The organism is Amycolatopsis sp. CA-128772 (assembly GCF_002904295.1).
GTDB lineage: Bacteria > Actinomycetota > Actinomycetes > Mycobacteriales > Pseudonocardiaceae > Amycolatopsis.
The window spans coordinates 60,386-77,682 of record NZ_PPHG01000026.1 but is presented as its reverse complement, the minus strand read 5'-3'; the positions used below and the strand labels follow the sequence as shown (position 1 = coordinate 77,682).

Here is a 17,297-nt window from a genome sequence, read left to right as displayed (position 1 = left end):
GGTCTCGCCGGCGGCAACCGGCCACAGGACGACGCCGTCTTCGGCGTCGAGCGGACCGGAAAGCCGGGTGGCGGCCGGGAAAACGGCGGCCACCCCGAGCGGGTCGGCCCCGGCGACCGAGACCGCGCCGGTTTCCGGCGCGCCGACGGCGATCGGGGTCCAGCCGAGCTGGAACAGCGAATCGCGGTCGGCGGCCGGGACCGCGGACTGCGGCCGCAGGACCAGCGAACGCACGGTCGCGACCGGCTCGCCGTCGAGGTCGGTCAGGTGCAGGGACACCGCGTCGTCCCCCGCGAGCGAGACGCGCACCTGCACCGCGGTCGCCCCCGAGGCGTGCACGGTGACGCCTTCCCACGAGAACGGCAGCGCACCCGGCCGCACGGCCGAGCTGAACGACGTCGCGTGCAGGCAGGCGTCGAGCAGCGCCGGGTGCAGGCCGAACGGCTCGGCCGGCTCGTCCTCGGGCAGGGCTACCTCGGCGTAGACGTCTTCGCCGTGCCGCCAGGCGGCCGTCAGGCCGCGGAAGGCGGGACCGTACTCGAAGCCCTGGTCGGCGAACCGGTCGTAGAGGCCGTCGAGGTCGAGCTCGGTGGCGTCGGCCGGGCGCGCCACCGGCGCGGCGGGCGCGCCGGCGGTGTGCAGCGTGCCCCCGGCGTGGCGGATCCACAGCTCGTCGGGCGCGTCTTCCCGGCGGGAGTAGATCGAGATCGGCCGCTCGCCGTCCGCACCCGGGGCGCCGACGGCGATCTGGACGTGCGTGCCGGTCTCTTCGCCCAGCACCAGCGGCGCTTCCAGGGTCAGTTCGCCGACGGCCGGGCAGCCGGCGTGCTCGCCGGCCGCGGCCGCCAGCTCCAGCAGCGCGGTCCCGGGCAGCAGCAGCGAGCCGGCGATCCGGTGCCCGGCCAGCCACGGGTGGCCGGCGAGGGAGAGCCGTGCGGTGTAGAGGAACCCGCCGGACTCCGGCAGCTCGATGCCGCCGCCGAGCAGGGGGTGGGCGACGGCGTCGAGGCCGGTGCCGCCGGTCAGCAGGGCCACCCGCGGCCAGAACCGCTCGTGCTGGAACGGGTACGTCGGCAGCTCGACCGGACGGCCACCGTCCAGGTAGGACGCCCAGCCGATCTCGGCTCCGTGCAGGTGCAACGCGGTCAGCGCGTCGAGGACCGAGTCTTCCTCGGCGCGGTCGCGGCGCAGGCACGAGACCGCAACCGCCTCCGGCGGCAGGGTTTCCGCGGCCAGCGCGCTGAGCACCCCGGCCGGGCCGAGCTCCAGGAACGCCGTGACGCCGTCGGCGAGCAGGGTCGCGATCCCGTCGGCGAACCGGACGGCGGCGCGGACGTGCCGCACCCAGTAGTCCGCTGTGGACAGTTCAGGGCCGGCGACCGCGCCGGTCAGGTTCGACACCACCGGGAGGTCCGCGGGCGCGTACTCGATCGTCTCGGCGACCGCGCGGAACTCCTCGAGCATCGGGTCCATCAGCGGCGAGTGAAAGGCGTGGCTGACGTCGAGCCGGCGGGTGCGGTGCCCGTCCGCGGCGAACGCGGCGGCGAGCCGGGTGACGGCGTCCTCGTGCCCCGAGACGACCACCGACGCGGGGCCGTTGACCGCCGCGATGGCCACCCGGTCGTCCAGCGCGGCCGCCACCACCGCTTCCGGCGCGTCGATCGCGACCATCGCCCCGCCGGAAGGCAGGGCGGCCATCAGCCGGCCGCGGGCGGCGACCAGCCGGCAGGCGTCCTCGAGCGAGAAGACCCCGGCGACGTGCGCGGCCGCCAGCTCGCCGATCGAGTGCCCGAGCAGCAGGTCCGGGGTGACGCCCCAGGAGCGCACGAGCCGGTACAGCGCGACCTCGATCGCGAACAGCGCGGGCTGGGCGACGTCGGTCGGCTCCAGCGACGACTCGGCGTCGAACATCCGCTCCCGCAGCGAAGGCCCGAAGTGCGCGCAGACCTCGTCGAGCGCGTCGGCGAACACGGGGAACCGCTCGTACAGCGCGCGGCCCGCCCCGGCGCGCTGGGCGCCCTGGCCGGTGAACAGGAACGCCGTGCGGACCCCGGAAACCGCTTCACCGACCGCGAGCCCGGGGGCGTCGGTGCCGTCCGCGAGGGCGGCGAGGGCCGCCAGCGTGTCGCCGGTCAGGACCGCACGGTGTTCGAACGTGGTGCGCGTGGTGGCCAGGGACCAGGCGACGTCACCCGGATCGGCCGCCAGCAGCCGGCGCGCCTGTTCCCGCAGGGCCTCCGGGGTGCGGGCCGACAGCAGCCACGGCCCGGGCCGCCCGGCGGGGGCGGGTGCGGGCTCGGCGGCCGGGGCCTGTTCCAGCACGACGTGCGCGTTGGTGCCGCTGATGCCGAACGACGACACCGCCGCCCGGCGTGGCCGCCCGGTCTCCGGCCACGGCCGGGTCGCGGTGACCAGTTCGATGTCGCCGGCCGTCCAGTCCACATGGGACGAGGGCGTGTCGACGTGCAGGGTCCTGGGCACGACGCCGGCGCGCAGCGCGTACACGGACTTGATCACGCCCGCGACCCCCGCGGCGGCCTGGGTGTGGCCGAGGTTGGACTTGACCGAGCCGAGCAGCAGCGGCCGGAACTCGTCGCGGTCATGGCCGTAGGTGGCCACCAGCGCCTGGGCTTCGATCGGGTCGCCCAGCGTGGTGCCGGTGCCGTGGCCTTCGACGACATCGATGTCCGATGTGGACAGACCGGCGGCGGACAGGGCCTGGCGGATCACGCGTTGCTGCGACGGCCCGTTCGGCGCGGTCAGGCCGTTCGAGGCGCCGTCGGAGTTGACCGCGCTGCCCCGGACCACCGCCAGCACCGGGTGGCCGTTGCGCCGGGCGTCGGAAAGCCGTTCCAGGACCAGGACCCCGACGCCTTCGGACCAGCCGACCCCGTCGGCGGCGTCGGCGTAGGACTTGCAGCGGCCGTCGGGGGCCAGCCCGCGCTGGCGGCTGAAGTCGATGAACGTGCCCGGGGTCGCCATCACCGTGACGCCACCGGCCAAGGCCAGTTCGCACTCGCCGCGCTGCAGCGCGGTCGCGGCCATGTGCAGCGCGACCAGCGACGACGAGCACGCCGTGTCGACGGTGACCGACGGCCCTTCCAGGCCGAACACGTACGACAGGCGCCCGGACAGCACGCTGCCCGCGTTGCCGGTGCCGAGGTAGCCGAGCGAGTCGGCCGGGAACTCGACGTTCGCGCCGAGGTAGTCGTGGTACATGATGCCCGCGTAGACGCCGGTGCGGCTGCCGCGCAGCGTTTCCGGCCGGATCCCGGCGCGCTCGAGCGCTTCCCACGACGTCTCGAGCAGCTGGCGCTGCTGCGGGTCCATCGCCAGGGCTTCGCGCGGGGAAATGCCGAAGAAGCCGGGATCGAACCCGGCGACGTCGTCGAGGAAGCCGCCTTCGCGGGTGTAGCTGGTGCCGGCGTGCTCGGGGTCCGGGTGGTAGAGCGCGTCGACCGGCCAGCCGCGGTCACCCGGGAAGCGGGAGACGCCGTCGCCGTCGGCGAGGACGAAGTCCCACAGCTCGTCGGGCGAGGTGATGCCGCCCGGGTAGCGGCAGCCCATGGACACGATGACGACCGGGTCGGCCTCGGCCGGGGTCGTGCGCACCGGCGCCTGGACCGCGTCCAGGGCGCCGACCAGTTCGTCGTGCAGGTGGCGGGCGAGGGCGAGGACGGTCGGGTAGTCGAAGACGAGCGTCGCGGGCAGCCGCAGGCCGGTCTCGGCCTGGACGGCGTTGCGCAGCTCCACCGCCGACAGCGAGTCGAAGCCGAGGTCCGCGAAGGACTGCGCCGGTTCGACCTGGCCGATCGAGCTGTACCCGAGCAGGGCGACGACGTGTGTGCGGACGAGGTCGACGAGGGCGCGTTGCCGATCGGCCGGGGCGAGCCCGGCCAGCCGCGCGGTGAGGCCGGAGTCGGCGCGGGCGCGGCGGCGCGCGGTGCCGCGGACCAGGCGGCGCAGCAGCGGGGGCACCTCGGGCGCGGCCGAGAGCGTGTCGAGGTCGAGCCGGACCGGCGCGAGCAGGGCGTCGTCCGCGCCGAGCGCGGCGTCGAACAGGCTCAGGCCGTGGTCGAGGGGCAGCGGCGGGGTGCCGGCGCGGGTCATCCGGTCGAGGTCGGCGTCGGTGAGGGTGCCGGCCATGCCGGTCTCCCAGGCGCCCCAGGCCAGGCTGACGGCGGGGAGGCCGAGGGTGCGCCGGTGGGCGGCGAGGGCGTCGAGGAAGGCGTTGCCGGCGGCGTAGTTGCCCTGCCCGGCGGCGCCGAGGACGCCCGCGACGGAGGAGAACAGGACGAACGTCCCGGCGTGTTCGGCGAGCTCGTGCAGGTACCAGGCGGCGTCGACCTTGGGACGCAGGACGGCGTCGAGCCGGTCATCGGTCAGCGACCCGAAAGTCGCGTCGTCGAGGACGCCCGCGGTGTGCACGACGGCGGTGATCTCGTGCTCGGCGAAGATCGCGGCCAGTGCCTCGCGGTCGGTGACGTCGCAGGCGAGGGCGGTGGCCTCGACGCCCAGTTCGGCGATCAGCTCGGCGGCGCCCGGGGTGTCCGGGCCGCGGCGGCCGAGCAGGAGGAGCCGGCGGGCGCCGTGCTCGGCGACCAGGTGGCGGGCGAGGTGGCGGCCCAGCCCGCCGAGGCCGCCGGTGATCAGGACGGTCCCGGCGAAGCGGCCTTCGGCGGCGGGCGCGACGGCGGCCCGGGCGAGCCGCGGGACGTGCAGCTTCCCGTCGCGGACGACGACCTTGGGTTCCCCCAGGGCGACGGCCGCGGCGAGGAGAGCGTCGTCTTCGAGGTCGACCAGCGTGATGCGGCCGGGTTGCTCGGCCTGAGCCGAGCCGAGGAGCCCCCAGATCGGGGCGGTGGCGAGGTCGGTGGAACTCGCGACGACGACCAGGTGCGAGTCCGCGAACCGCTCGTCGGCGAGGAAGGCCCGGACGGTGTGGAGGACCTCGCGCAGCGTCTCGCGGACGGCTCCGGGCGTGTCGCCCCCGGACGGCCGGTAGACGACGTGGGACGGCGTCCCGGTGGCCTCTTCGAGGACCGGCCAGTCCACCGGACCGGCCGTCGCGGTGGCCGGGACCGGGACCCAGTCCACGGTGAACAGCGACTCGTGCCGCGCTTTCCGGCCCGCGCCGGTGCCCGCGGCGACCGGGCGCAAGGCGAGCGCTTCCACGGACGCCACCGGCTCGCCCGCGGTGTCGGTGACCTCGATCGCCACCGACACCGGGTCGGCCGCGTCGATCCGGACCCGCAGCGCCGAGGCGCCCGGCGCGTGCAGCGTCACGCCCGTCCACGCGAACGGCAGCAGCCGGTCCGCGTCCTCGCCGCGGTCCGCCGCGCCGAGGGCGTGCAGGGCCGCGTCGAGGACCGCCGGGTGCAGGCCGTACGCGTCCGTCGCGCCCGCCTTCCGCGGAGCCGTCACCTCGGCGAACACCTCGGTGCCGCGGCGCCAGACCCGCTCCAGGCCCTGGAACGCCGGGCCGTAGCCGAACCCGGCCGAGGCGAGGCCGTCGTAGAAGCCGGTGAGGTCGACCTCCTCGGCGTCCGCGGGCGGCCACGCCACCGGTGCCGGAGCCGCCGCGCCCGGGGCGAGCACGCCGCCGGCGTGCCGTTCCCAGGCCGTGTCCTCGAGTTCGTCTTCGAGTCGCGAGTGGACGGTGAACGGACGCCGCCCGGCGTGGTCCGGGGCGCCGACGAGCAGCTGCAGCCGGACGCCGCCGCGCTCGGGCAGGACCAGCGGCGCCTCCAGGGTCAGCTCGGCGACGCGCGGGCAGCCGACGCTGTCGCCCGCGCGCATCGCCAGTTCCAGGAAAGCCGTGCCGGGCAACAGGATCGCGCCCATGATGACGTGGTCGGCCAGCCACGGCGTCGCCGCCGCGGAGAGCCGGCCGGTGAACAGGTGGCCCTCGCCGTCGGCCAGGCCGGTGGCCGCGCCCAGCAGCGGGTGGCCGGCCGCGGTCAGGCCGAGCCCGCCCGGGTCGGTCGCCACGGCCCCCGGCGGCGTCGCTTCGGGCCAGTAGCGTTCGTGCTGGAAGGCGTACGTCGGCAGGTCGATCAGCCGCGCGCCGGTGCCGGCGTAGAACCCGGCCCAGTCCACCGGTACCCCGGCCACGTGCAGCGCACCCAGCGCCGCGGCGGCGGCCTGCTCCTCCGGCCGGCCGGCCCGCAGCAGCGGCACGCACTTGACGTCGTCGCCCACGCCGCCCGCCATCGCGGACAGCACGCCGTCGGGGCCCAGTTCGACGAACCGGGTGACGTCCCGCTCGGCCAGCCACCGCACGCCGTCGCCGAAGCGGACGGTGTCCCGCACGTGCGAAACCCAGTACGCCGGGTCCTGCAGCTCCCCGGCGGTCGCGACGCGGCCGGTGCGGTTCGAGACGACCGGCAACGTCGCTTCGCCGTAGGAAATCCGGCGAGCGACGGCGGCGAACTCGCCGAGCATCGGCTCCATCCGCGCCGAGTGGAAGGCGTGGCTGACGCGCAGCCGCTTGGTCCGGCGCCCGCTCAGCGCGGTTTCGAGGGCGTCGATGGCCGCCGCGTCGCCGGAGAACACCACGGAGTCCGGCCCGTTGACCGCGGCCAGCGAGACCTCGGGGCCGGTGATCAGGTCGAGGGCTTCGGCTTCGGTGAGCTCGGCGGCGAGCATCGCGCCACCGGCGGGCAGCTCCTGCATGAGCCGGCCGCGGGCGGTGACGAGCGCGCACGCGTCCTCGAGGGAGAACACCCCGGCGACGTGCGCCGCGGCCAGCTCGCCGACGGAGTGGCCGAGCAGGTAGTCCGGCCGCAGCCCCCACGACTCGGCGAGCCGGAAGAGCGCGACCTCCAGCGCGAACAGCGCGGCCTGGGCGTGTTTCGTCTCGTCGAGGCCGGCGCCCGAGCGCACGACCTCGGTGAGCCCGGGATCGAGGTGGGCGCACACCGCGTCCCACGCCTCGGCGAACACCGGGAACGCGTCCCGCAGCCCGAGGCCCATTCCGGCGCGTTGCGAGCCTTGGCCGGTGAACAGGAACGCGACCGCACCCGGAGCCGCCCCCTCGGAAGTGCCGGCCGCGAGGGCGGCGAGCCCGGCCCGCAGTTCGTCCACAGTGGAGCCGGTGACGACCGCGCGATGCGGCAGGGCGGCCCGCGAGACCCCCAGCGAGTAGGCCAGGTCCAGGAGCGGCGGCTCGGTGTCCGAAAAGGACAGCAGGCGTGCGGCCTGGCCCCGCAGCCCGGCGGCGTTCTTGCCGGACACCGGCCAGTTCAGCGCCCCGGGCACCCGCGGCGACGGCTCGGCGACGGCCGCGGGGGCGGGTGCCTGCTCCAGGATGACGTGCGCGTTGGTGCCGCTCAGCCCGAACGACGACACCCCGGCCCGGCGGGGCCGCCCGGTCTCCGGCCACGCCCGGGTGCCGGTGACCAGCGCGAGCCCGCTGCCGTCCCAGTCGAGCGCCGACGTCGGCGCGTCGACGCCGAGGGTCTCCGGCAGGACGCCGTGCTGCAGCGCGAGGACCATCTTCAGCACCCCGGCCACGCCGGCGGCGGCCTGGGTGTGGCCGAGGTTCGACTTCACCGAGCCGAGCCACAGCGGTTCGCCGGCGCGGTCGCGGCCGTAGGTGGCGGCCAGCGCGCGGGCCTCGATCGGGTCGCCGAGGGTGGTGCCGGTGCCGTGCGCCTCGACGGCGTCGACGTCGGCGGCGGACAGCCCGGCGCCGGCCAGCGCCGCGCGGATGACCCGCTCCTGCGCCGGGCCGCTCGGGGCGGTCAGGCCGTTGGACGCACCGTCGGAGTTGACCGCGCTGCCCCGCAGGACGGCGAGGATCCGGTGGCCGTGGCGTTCGGCGTCCGACAGCTTCTCCAGCACGAGCACACCCGCGCCCTCGCCCCAGCCGGTGCCCGCCGCGCCTTCGGCGAACGAGCGGCAGCGGCCGTCGGGGGCGAGCCCGCGCTGGCGGCTGAACGCGATGAACAACGTCGGCGTGGCCATCACGGTCGCGCCGCCGGCCAGCGCGAGGGAGCAGTCGCCGCGGCGCAGGGCGTGCGCGGCCAGGTGCATCGCGACCAGGGACGCCGAGCACGCGGTGTCGACGGTGATCGCGGGCCCCTCCAGGCCGAGCGCGTAGGCGACCCGGCCGGACAGGACGCTGGAGGCGTTGGCCGTGGACAGGTAGTCCTCGGCGCCTTCGGCCGCGGTCGCGGCGAGGTGGATGTAGTCCTGGAAGTTCGTGCCGGTGAACACCCCGGTCGACGAGCCGCGCAGCGAAGCCGGGTCGATGCCCGCGCGCTCGATCGCCTCCCACGAGATCTCCAGCATCAGGCGCTGCTGCGGGTCCATCACCAGCGCTTCGCGGGGCGAAATGCCGAAGAACGCCGGGTCGAAGTCGCCGGCGTCGTGCAGGAACCCGCCGTGGCGCACGTAGGAGGTGCCTCGCGCGGCGCCGTCCGGGTCGTGCAGCCGGTCGACGTCCCAGCCGCGGTCGTCCGGGAACTCCGTGATCGCGTCGCGTCCCTCGGAAAGCAGGTCCCACAACGCTTCCGGCGTCGACGCACCGCCGGGGAAGCGGCAGCCCAGCCCGACGATCGCGATCGGTTCCTGGTCGGCCGTCTCGGCCTCCCGCAGCTTCGCCCGCGTTTCCTGCAGCTCCACGGTGACGCGCTTGAGGAAGTGCCGGAGCTTCTCTTCGTTGTCCATCAGCGCTCGCCCATCCTGCGTGCTCACGAGATCCCGAACTCCTTGCCGAGCAGGTCGAACATTTCGTCGTCCGAAGCCGCGAGGACGTCTTCGCCGTCCGTGCGCCCCGGCCGCAGCCCGTCGAGCAGGCGGTGCAGCCGCCGGGACAGGTCGTCTCTGCGGGTTTCGTCGAGGTCGCCGGCCGCCACGGCCCGTTCCAGGCCGGCCAGCTCGGTGTCCAGCGGGTCGGCCGCGGGCCGGTCGGCCGGCACCAGCTCGGCCCGCAGGTACTGCGCGAGCGCGAGCGGCGTCGGGTGGTCGAAGACCAGGCCCTGCGGCAGGTTCAGCCCGGTGCGCCGGGCCAGGAGGTTGCGGAATTCGACCGCGCTCAGCGAGTCGAAGCCGAGCAGCCCGAACTTCGCCTCGGGCTCGATCGCGTCGCCCGAGGCGTGCCCGAGGATCATCGCGGCCGCCGTCCGCACCGCCTTCGCCAGCGTGCTGACGCGCTCGGGTTCGGACATGCCGGCGAGCTGGTCGGCCAGCGGCTCTTCGGCGGTCTCCGGGGTGTGGCGCGCGGCCTCGATGGCCGCGCGGGCGCTGGGGATGCCGTCGAGCAGGTGCGTCGCGCGCATCAGGGCCATGCCGGGCGCGTACCGGGTCCAGTCGATGTCCGCCACGGTCACCGTGGTGTCCCCGCGCCGCAGCGCTTCGCCGAGGGCGAGCAGGGCGCGCCGGGGCGCGAGGGCGGCCGCGCCGCTGCGGCGCATGCGTTCCCGGATCGCGGGGTCGGCCGCCATGCCCACCTCGCCCCAGGCCCCCCAGGCGACCGACAGGGCGGGCAGCCCGGCGGCGGCACGCTGGTCGGCGAGCGCGTCGAGGACGGCGTTCGCGGCGGCGTAGCTGCCCTGCCCGGGCCCGCCGACGGTGCCGGCGATGGAGGCGAAGAGCACGAAGAGGCCGAGATCGAGCCCGGCGGTCAGTTCGTGGAGGTTGAGCGCGGCGGTGGTCTTGGGCCGCAGAACGGTCTCGAACCGGCCCGGGTCGACGGCGTCGACCACGCAGTCGTCGAGCACACCGGCCGCGTGAACGACCCCACGCAGCGGGAACTCCGGCGGCAGGTTCCCGATGAGGTCCCGCAGGGCATCCCGATCGGCGGCATCACAGGCGGCAACGGTGACCCGCGCCCCCGCGGCGGCGAGCTCATCGGCCAGTTCGCGGGCACCGGGGGCATCCAGACCGCGGCGGCTGGTGAGCAGGATGTGCCCGGCGCCGGAGCGGGCGAGCCAGTGCGCCAGCTTCCCCCCGAGCGCACCGGTACCCCCGGTGACGAGAACGGTGCCATCAACGGGCACGGCCGACGGGCGGCCGGCTCCACGCGCCACGGCACGGTCACCGCTGACCTCACCACCCGCGGGCACAGCCACAGCCGAGCCGGGGTCGCGGCCGCCGGCCGAGCCGGGGTCGCGGCCGCCGGCCGAGCCCGCCCCGCTCACTGCCACACGGTCCCCGCCGACCTGGCCACCGGCGGGCGCGACACCGGCCGGGCCGGGTGCGCGGTCGCCGGCCGAGCCGGGTGCGCGGTCGCCGGCCGAGCCGGCATTTCGGTCGCCGGCCGAGCCCGATGCGCTGTCGCCGGCCGGGGCGGGGAGGAGGCGGCGGACCAGGGCGCCGTTCGGGCGCAGGGCGATCTGGTCCTCTTCGCCCGCTGCCGCGAGCGTGCCCGGGAGGCGGGTCAGGGCGCGGGGGTCGAAGTCCGGCGGCACGTCGATGAGCCCGCCCCAGCGGCCCGGGTACTCCATCGCCGCCACCCGGCCCAGGCCCCACACCGCGGCCTGCGCGAGGCGCCCCGCCGCGTCCGACGGGCCCGTCCGGACCGCGCCCGTCGTCAGGCACCACAGCGGTGCGTCCACGCCGGCGTCGCCGAGGGCCTGCACCAGGGTCGCCGTCGTGGCGAGGCCACCGGGCACCGAAGGGGCGTCCGGGGCCGGGGTCTCGTCCAGCGCCAGCAGGGACAGCACCCCGGCCGGGCGGGGGAACGTCTCGAGCAGCGCCGTGATGCGCTCGGCCAGCGCCGCGCGATCGGGGCCGTCGACGAGCACGCGGACCGTGTCCGCGCCCAGCACCTCGACCAGCACCTCGACGCGTTCGTCGCCGTCGAGCGCGGCCGGGACGGCGATCAGCCAGTCCTCGCGGCGCGGTGCGGCCGTGCCGGTCAGGGGCTGCCAGCCGACGCGGTAGCGCCAGCCGTCGGTCGTGGCCCGGTCGACGTGTCCCCTGCGGTGCGCGGAAAGCGCGGGCAGCACCCGGGCCAGCTCGTCGGCGTCGGCCCCGAGTTCCGCCGCCAGCGCCGAAACGTCGGTGCCTTCCAGCGCCGCCCAGAACCCGTCGGCGGGCTCGACGTCGGCCCGGACCGCGGGCTCCGGCCAGAACCGCTCGCCGTCGAAGGGGTACGTCGGCAGCCGGACGCCGCGCGCGTCGGCCCCGGCGAAGAACCGGGACCAGTCGATCGCGAGGCCGTCGACGTGCAGCCGCCCCAGCGCGGTGACGATCGTGGTCTCTTCGTCGCGACCCGCCCGCAGCAGCGGCACGCACGTCGCTTCGACGGTCTCGGCGGCCATCCCGGAAAGCACGGCGTCCGGCCCGACCTCGACGAACCGCGTGACCCCGCGCGCGGCCAGGTCCGCGACGACGTCGCCGAAGCGGACGGTCCGGCGCACGTGGTCCACCCAGTACCCGGCCGTCGCGAACAGCTCCGATTCGGGCTGCCCGGTGACCGCGGACAGCAGCGAGCGGCGCGGCGGCCGCAGGTCGAGCCCGGCGACGACCTTGGCGAAGTCCTCGAGCATCGGCTCCACCAGCGGCGAGTGGAACGCGTGGCTGACGGCGAGCCGCCGGGCTTTGCCGAATCGTCCGGCGACGGCGAGCGTGGCGGCTTCGGTCCCGGCGATCACCACCGACGACGGCCCGTTGACGGCGGCGAGCGCGACCTCCGGGCCGAGCAGCGGCCCGACTTCGGCGGCGCTCGCGCGCAGGGCGATCATCGCGCCGCCCCCGGGCAGGTCCTGCATCAGCCGGGCCCGGGCGCCGACGAGCGTGCACGCGTCGGCCAGCGACAGCACCCCGGCCGCGTGGGCGGCGGCGATCTCGCCGATCGAGTGCCCGGCCAGGTGGTCGGCGTGCACGCCCCACTCCTCCAGCAGCCGCAGCAGCGCGACTTCGACGGCGAAGAGGGCGGGCTGCGCCCAGCCGGTGGTGGCGAGCAACGCGGCGTCCTCGCCGAACACGACGTCCCGCAGGCCGTCGCCGAATTCGGCGCAGACCTCGTCGAACGCCGCCCGGTACACCGGGAACCGGTCGTAGAGCCCGCGGCCCATGCCGGGCCGCTGCGCACCTTGGCCGGTGCACAGCAGCGCCGTGCCCCCGTCGCGGGCCGTGCCTTCGAGGAGGTTGCCGCCGGTCAGCGCCGAGCGCATCGCCGCCAGGTCCGCGCCGACGACGACCGCGCGGTGCTCCAGCGCGGCCCGGCGCGTGGCGAGGGCGAGCCCGGTGGTGACGAGCGGTGCCGGCGCGGCGGCCAGGCGGGCCGCCTGGGCGTGCAGCGCGGTCCGGCTGCGCGCCGAGAGCACCCACGGAACCACGGCGGGCGCGGGTTCCGGCACCGGCGCGGGCTCTTCGGGTGCCTGTTCGAGCACCACGTGCGCGTTGGTCCCGCTGACGCCGAACGCCGACACGCCCGCCCGGCGCGGCCGGTTCACCTCGGGCCACGGGGTCGCTTCGGTGACGAGGTCGATCGACCCCGCCATCCAGTCCACATGGGACGACGGCGCGTCGACGTGCAGCGTCGGCGGCACCAGGCCGTGCCGCATCGCCTGCACCACCTTGATCACCCCGCCGACCCCGGCGGCGGCCTGGGTGTGGCCGATGTTGGACTTGAACGACCCGAGCAGCAACGGCGTCTCGCGGTCCTGCCCGTAGGTCGCCAGCAGCGCCTGGGCTTCGATCGGGTCACCGAGCGTGGTGCCGGTGCCGTGCGCCTCGACGACGTCGACGTCCGAAGTGGACAGGCCGGCGTCGGCCAGCGCGGCCCGGATCACCCGGCGCTGGGACGGCCCGTTCGGGGCGGTGATGCCGTTGGACGCGCCGTCGGAGTTGACCGCGGACCCGCGCACGACCGCGAGCACTTCGTGACCGCGGCGGCGGGCGTCGGACAGCCGCTCCACCACGAGCATCCCGACGCCTTCGGCCCAGCCGGTGCCGTCGGCCGCGTCGGCGAACGCCTTGCAACGCCCGTCCGGGGCCAGGCCGCCCTGCTGGCTGGTGCCGAGGAAGTAGTTGGGGCTGGACATGACGAGCACCCCGCCGGCGAGCGCGAGCTCGCACTCCCCCGCCCGCAGGGCCTGCGCCGCCAGGTGCAGCGCGACCAGCGAAGACGAACACGCGGTGTCGACGGTCAGGGACGGGCCTTCGAGCCCGAGCACGTAGGACACCCGGCCGGAGACCGCGCTGGCGGCGTTGCCGAGCCCGGCGTGCGCGCCGACGTCGGCGTCGCTGCCGGCCAGCACGCTCGCGTAGTCCTGGCCGTTGGTGCCGACGAACACGCCGGTCGGGGTGGCGCGCAGGCCGAGCGGGTCGATCCCGGCGTCCTCCAGTGCCTCCCACGACGTCTCCAGGACCTGCCGCTGCTGCGGGTCCATCGCCAGGGCCTCGCGCGGGGAGATGCCGAAGAACGCGGCGTCGAAGCGGTCGATGCCGTCGAGGAAGCCGCCGTAGGTGGTGGCGGACGCGCCCGCGGCGAGCGTCGCGAGGTCCCAGCCGCGGTCGTCCGGGAACGGGCCTACGGCGTCGCGGCCGTTCGCGACCATCGTCCAGAGGTCGTCGGGCGAGCGGACCCCGCCCGGGTAGCGGCAGCTCATGCCGACGATGACGACCGGGTCGTCGGTGCGCGCCCGCGTCCGGCGGACCGGGCCGGTGCGTTCGCCGTCGCCGAAGAGCCCGGCCAGCAGCAGGCGGGCGACGGCCGCCGGGGTGGGGTGGTCGAACACGAGCGTGGCCGGCAGGTCGAGCGCGGTCGCGGCGGTGAGCCGGTTGCGCAGCTCGACCGCCAGCATCGAGTCGAAGCCGAGGTCGGTGAACGGGTCGCCGGTGCCGACCGCACCGGTGTCGCCGTGGCCGAGCACGGCCGCGACGGTGGTCCGGACGAGGTCTTCGGCCGCCCGCACGCGCTCGGCGTCGCCGAGCGCGGCCCAGTCGCCGGCCACCGGGCTCGCCGGGACGCGCACCGGGCTCGCGGGCGCGGCTTCGACCTTCGTGACGGCGCTGCTGAACCCGACCTCGGCGGCGGCGAACACCAGCCGGTCGGCGGAGTCGAGCAGCGCGAGGCTGACCGCGCTGCCGCCGAGCGGCGCGACGCGCAGCCGCAGCCGGGTCAGGCCCCGGGCGTGCAGCGAAACCCCGCGCCAGGAGACGGCGTCCGCCCCGCACGCCCGGACGGCTTCGGCGAGCAGCAGCGGGTGGAGGTCGAAGGCGCCCGCGTCCCCTTCGAGGGTGACGTCGGTCAGGTACGCGCCCTCGGCCAGCACCGCGGGTTCCGGTCCGGCCGCCGCGGCCAGGACGCCGGTGGCGTGGTGCGTCCAGCCCACCCCGGAAGCGGCACTTTCACGTGAAAGCGCCGCCCCCTGGTGGTCGCTTTCACGTGAAAGTGCCGCGGGGGCGGAGTGGACGTCGATCGCGCGACGGCCGTCGGGGCCGGGCGGGCCGACCCGCACCTGCAGGACCACGGTGGTCTTCGGCGCCAGGCCGAGCGGGGTGGTGAGGGTGAACTCGGCGAGCTCCGCGCAGCCGAGGTTGCGGGCCGCGCGCAGGGCCAGCTCGAGGAACCCCGTGCCGGGGAACGACGACCGGCCGGCGAGCCACGGCTGGGTGGCCGGCGAGACCGTGCCGGTGAGCACGGTCTCGGTGGTCGCGGCGACGTCGAGGGCGGCGCCGAGCAGCGGGTGCCGCACCGGGGTGAGGCCGAGCCCGGCCGCGTCGCCGGTGCGCGGGGTGAGCGCCGGCCAGTAGCGCTCGCGCTGGAAGACGTAGGTGGGCAGGTCGACCGGGCGGGCGCCGGGGTGCACGGCGGTCCAGTCGGCGGTGCCGCCCGCGACGTGCAGGGCGGCCAGCCCGGCGATCAGCGCGGTGTCCTCGTCGTGGTCCTTGCGCGCGAGGGGGATCGCGCCGGTGACCAGTCCGGAAAGGACGGGGGCCGGGCCCAGCTCGGCGAACCGCGTCACGCCGGCCTCGGCGAGCCGGGTGACCGTGTCGCCGAAGCGGACGGTGTCGCGGAGCTGCCGGACCCAGTACTCCGGGTCGGTGACGTCCCCGCCCGCGAGCACCGGGATTTCCGGCGCGGCGAAGGAGAGTTTCGCTACGACAGCGCGGAAGTCGTCGAGTATCGGGTCCATCAGGCGCGAGTGGAACGCGTGGGACACCCGGAGCCGCCGGGCCCCGGGAAACCGCGCGGCGATCGCGGCGACGGCGTCTTCGGGACCGGACAGCACCACCGACTCGGGGCCGTTCACGGCGGCGATGTCGACGTCCTCGGCGTCGATGTCCTCCTCGGACGCCCGGACCGAGATCATCGCGCCGCCTCCGGGCAACGCGCCCATCAGCTTCGCGCGGGCCGAGACGAGCGTGCAGGCGTCATCGAGCGACAGCACCCCGGCCACGTGCGCGACGGCGATCTCGCCGACCGAGTGCCCGGCCAGGAACGCCGGGCGCACGCCCCAGGATCCGAGGAGCCGGAACAGGGCGATTTGGTAGGCGAACAGCGCGGGCTGGGCGTGCTCGGTCCGGTCGAGCCGGTCGTCGGTGACGACCCCGCCCAAGCGGCCGGCGATGTCCGCGAACGCCTCGGCGAACACCGGGTACACCTCGGCGAGCCGGGTGCCCATACCGATCCGCTGCGCCCCTTGGCCGGAGAACAGGAAAGCGGTTTCGCCGGGCGACGCGGTCCCGGTGGTCACGTTCGGGGTGACCCCCCGTCCGAGCCAGGAGCGCAGCCCCGCACGCAGGGTCACGGTGTCCGGGCCGGTGACCGCGAGTCGGTGTTCGAAGGCCGTGCGGGTGACGGCGGTCGAGACGGCGACGTCCGCCGCGTCCGTCTCGTCGGTGGTCGCCGCCAGCAGCGCTTCGGCCTGCGCGCGCAGCGCGGGTTCGGTCCGGGCGGAGACGAACCACGACACCGGCCCGGTGGCCCGTGGCCCGCGATCGGCCGGCTCGGGCTCGGGGGCCTGCTCGACGATCGTGTGCGCGTTGGTGCCGCTGACCCCGAAGGAGGACACGGCGGCGCGGCGTGGGCGGCCGGTGTCCGGCCACGGCCGCGGCTCGGTCACCGGCCGGACCGCCCCGGCGGTCCAGTCCACTTCGGACGAGAGCCGGCCGGCGTGCAGGGTGCGCGGCACCTCACCGTGGCGGATGGCCAGGACGGCCTTGATGATCCCGGCGACGCCGGCGGCGGCCTGGGTGTGCCCGAAGTTCGACTTGACCGAGCCGATCAGCAGGTCGTGCTCGCGATCGCGGCCGTAGGTGGCCAGCAGGGCCTGGGCTTCGATGGGGTCGCCGAGCCGGGTGCCGGTGCCGTGCGCCTCGACGACGTCGATGTCCGAAGTAGACAGACCGGAGGCGGCGAGCGCGGCGTGGATCACCCGCTGCTGCGCGGGTCCGTTGGGGACGGTCAGGCCGCTGCTGGCGCCGTCGGAGTTGACGGCGGTGCCGCGCAGCACGGCGAGCACGGGGTGGCCGTGGCGCCGGGCGTCGGAAAGCCTTTCCAGGACGAGGATCCCGGCGCCTTCGGCCCAGCCGACGCCGTCCGCGCCGTCGGAGAAGGCCTTGCACCGGCCGTCCGGGGCGAGGCCGCCCTGCTTGCTGAATTCGGCGAACGCCTCGGGGGTGGCCATCACCGTGACCCCGCCGGCGAGTGCGAGGGAACACTCGCCCGAGCGCAGCGCCTGCGTCGCCCAGTGGGCGGCGACCAGCGACGACGAGCAGGCGGTGTCGACGGTGACGGACGGGCCTTCGAAGCCGAAGGAGTAGGCGACGCGGCCGGAGAGCACGGCCGCGGTGGTGCCGGTGCCGGCGTGGCCCTCGACGGTTTCCCCGGACGCGGCCAGGAGCTTGCCGTAGCTCTGGCCGTTGGTGCCGACGAACACACCGGTGCGGCTGCCGCGCAGGCTCGCCGGCACGATCCGGGCGCGTTCGAGGGCTTCCCAGGTGACTTCGAGCAGCAGCCGCTGCTGCGGGTCCATCGCGAGGGCCTCGCGCGGGGAGACGCGGAAGAACCCGGCGTCGAACTCCTCGGGCCCGTCGACGAAGCCGCCGCGCCAGGCGTCGACGTCCCCGAGGCTGATGGTGCTGCGGTCGACCCCGGCCAGCAGCGCGGACCACCCCCGGTCGGCCGGCAGCGGCCCGATCGCGTCGGTGCCGGCGGCGAGGAGGTCCCACAGCTGATCGGGGGTGGAGACCCCGCCGGGGAACCGGCACCCGATGCCGACGACGGCGACGGGCTCCCCGGCGGCGGCCTCCATCTCCCGCACGCGCTGCCGCGACCGGTGCAGGTCGGCGGTGACGCGCTTGAGGTAGTCACGCAGCTGGCTCTCGCTGGCCAT

2 protein-coding genes (1 of these 2 cut by a window edge) are annotated in these 17,297 nt (G+C 75.9%); both read right to left on the bottom strand.

Annotated features, from left to right (window positions below):
• Positions 1-8,700, bottom strand: partial view of a type I polyketide synthase gene (locus tag C2L59_RS47940; protein WP_199199026.1) — the 5' portion only. 11,247 nt of this gene lie to the left of the window's left edge; 8,700 of the gene's 19,947 nt are visible here — the first part of the coding sequence; it begins with the start codon at positions 8,698-8,700; the stop codon falls past the left edge of the window.
• A complete protein-coding gene (locus C2L59_RS47935) occupies positions 8,697-17,297 on the bottom strand; it encodes a type I polyketide synthase (RefSeq protein ID WP_199199025.1) in 8,601 nt (2,866 codons plus the stop codon). The genes C2L59_RS47940 and C2L59_RS47935 overlap by 4 nt, the downstream gene beginning before the upstream one ends.

Excerpts from the sequence above, each read along its gene's own strand:
- C2L59_RS47935 (WP_199199025.1), bottom strand. The coding sequence starts at position 17,297 with ATGGCCAGCGAGAGCCAGCTGCGTGACTACCTCAAGCGCGTCACCGCC.